Here is a 2011-nt window from a genome sequence, read left to right on the forward strand (position 1 = left end):
AGAAGCGAGCCGGCAATTCCAGCTCGCAATTTTTCAGGTATTGTCATCCCGTCTGGCCATAGTGGATTTCAACTCACGAACAATCTTCAGGATGGAATCCAGCTCCTTGGGAGAGCAGTCGGCCAGCAGCTCGTCAAACTCGCTCTGGTATAGGCTTCTCACCTCCGGCACATCGGGCCGAAGAAGGGAATCAGCAGACACTTGCAGGGCTTCGATGATTCGGATAAAGGTTTCCAACTTCATGCTCGTCTTGCCTTTTTCGATATTGCTGACATGGGGCAGCGAGATATTGGCCTTTGCAGCAAGATCGGCCTGGCTCATCCGGCGATTGATCCGCGCATCTCGAATACGGGAGCCGACCAACTGGCTCTCGGTCAAATCATGTTCCGTCATCGGCTTCCCCCCTCAAATATATTCTCCAGATTATCTATTTCTAAGAGTATATCAACTTGGGGTGAAATTGATATAAGGTCGAGTTGATGATATAATCTAAACACTATAATAAGACTGCAAAATTTTTTGGAGGTCTTATTATGAGCCTGAACTACAAAGTCATTGGAAAACACATCCGTGAAGTCCGTCAGCGCAACCACCTTTCGCAAGCGATGCTCTCTGAACTGGTGGATAAAACGCCATCTTACATCAGCTACATAGAGAGCGGGATCAAGAGCATGAGCCTTGACACCTTTGTGCTTATCGCCAATGCTTTGGGCGTATCTCCCGACCGGCTTTTGATGGAGCAAATCATCAGCACTGAACGGTGCGCCAGCGAAGAAATCGCCCTGCTCCTTTCGGATTGCAGTACCTATGAGATGATGATTCTCCTGGATGTTATAAAATCGCTGAAAGCCTCCTTGAAAGAGCATCAAGGCAGATACGGTAAACCAGATAACTTTGATTTTACCGTCTGAACCTGAGAAAGCAATCAACCGGAAGTCACGAGCATTGACTGCCGGTCGATCTATACCAGTAAAGGTGGATATATTTTTGGAACAGTGGATATGTTTTTGGAAAGTCCCGGATATAGGTCTTCCGAGTTGGTATAATGAGAAAAGAAAGGTGGAATGACCAATGATCTATTACACGGGTGATATCCACGGAGACCCCTATGAGGTCATACAGTTTTGCGACAGCAAGAAGCTGACAGAGCAGGATACTCTGGTTCTGCTTGGAGATGTAGGAGCGAACTACTACCGAAACCGGCGAGACACAGAGATGAAGAGAGTTCTTGCCGCCGTAAAGCCGACGATGCTCTGCATCCACGGCAACCATGAGATCCGGCCGGCCAGCATCCCTTCCTATCGCACGAAGCAGTGGAACGGCGGGACAGTCTGGGTAGAGGAAGCCTTTCCCCGCCTGCTGTTTGCTATGGATGGTGAGATCTTTGATCTGGAAGGTCTCCGACATTTGGTCATCGGCGGAGCTTACAGCGTGGACAAATTCTACCGGCTGGCCAGAGGTTACGGCTGGTGGCCGGATGAGCAGCCTTCCCAGGAGATCAAGGACAAGGTTATCCAGACGCTGGACGCCTGCGGGTGGCAGGTAGATACCGTCCTCTCCCACACCTGTCCCTATCCGTATGAGCCTCGCGAGGCCTTTCTTCCGATGATCGACCAGAGTACCGTGGACGACTCTACCGAGAAATGGCTGGAGGAGATCGAGCGGAAACTCAAATACGACCACTGGTTCTGTGGACACTGGCATATTGACAAGCATATCGACCGGATGCACTTCCTCTTCCACAGCGTGGAGGCTGCGCCGCAGCTCTTGACGGGAGGGGACACATTATGACAGAGGAAGAAAGGCCGGAGGCCAAGGAGCAGGAGGCGTGCTTTGCCGCAATCCGTGAGATCGTCCAGGAGATTTCCCGCCTAATGGACGCCGCATATCAGCAATACAGCCGTTTGGTAGAACAGGTGTTGAACGGCAGGATCACCGAGGAGCGGGAGATCGAGCGAATCATGGACGGGCTTGTGGACTTCGGAGATAATCCGAGGCTCCTCGAACTGTA

4 protein-coding genes are annotated in these 2011 nt (G+C 51.1%); 3 read left to right on the plus strand and 1 reads right to left on the minus strand.

What is annotated here, in order from left to right:
- Positions 1 to 33 precede the first annotated feature (33 nt).
- Entirely contained in the window at positions 34 to 393 is a 360-nt protein-coding gene (locus QZL67_RS03670; RefSeq protein ID WP_022289418.1) for a helix-turn-helix domain-containing protein, read from the minus strand.
- 140 nt (positions 394 to 533) lie between these two features.
- On the opposite strand from QZL67_RS03670, the gene QZL67_RS03675 reads away from it, so the two are divergent.
- From QZL67_RS03675 to QZL67_RS03685, 3 genes are all read left to right on the plus strand, one after another.
- The gene (locus QZL67_RS03675) at positions 534 to 911 is read left to right on the plus strand and encodes a helix-turn-helix domain-containing protein (RefSeq protein ID WP_022289419.1); all 378 of its coding nucleotides are present in this window, start codon (positions 534 to 536) and stop codon (positions 909 to 911) included.
- A gap of 160 nt (positions 912 to 1071) precedes the next feature.
- Positions 1072 to 1791: a metallophosphoesterase gene (locus tag QZL67_RS03680; RefSeq protein WP_022289420.1), complete on the plus strand. Its 720-nt coding sequence runs from the start codon at positions 1072 to 1074 to the stop codon at positions 1789 to 1791.
- A partial coding sequence (locus QZL67_RS03685) for a hypothetical protein (protein WP_292919799.1) occupies positions 1788 to 2011 on the plus strand: 224 nt, incomplete at its 3' end. The genes QZL67_RS03680 and QZL67_RS03685, both read left to right, overlap by 4 nt.

This window comes from Oscillibacter sp. CAG:155 (assembly GCA_000436875.1).
GTDB lineage: Bacteria > Bacillota > Clostridia > Oscillospirales > Oscillospiraceae > Oscillibacter.

What these genes read in the sequence shown, in the direction of transcription:
- QZL67_RS03670 (WP_022289418.1), bottom strand. Translation starts at nt 393, where the DNA reads ATGACGGAACATGATTTGACCGAGAGCCAGTTGGTCGGCTCCCGTATT.
- QZL67_RS03675 (WP_022289419.1), top strand. Translation starts at nt 534, where the DNA reads ATGAGCCTGAACTACAAAGTCATTGGAAAACACATCCGTGAAGTCCGT.
- QZL67_RS03680 (WP_022289420.1), top strand. Translation starts at nt 1,072, where the DNA reads ATGATCTATTACACGGGTGATATCCACGGAGACCCCTATGAGGTCATA.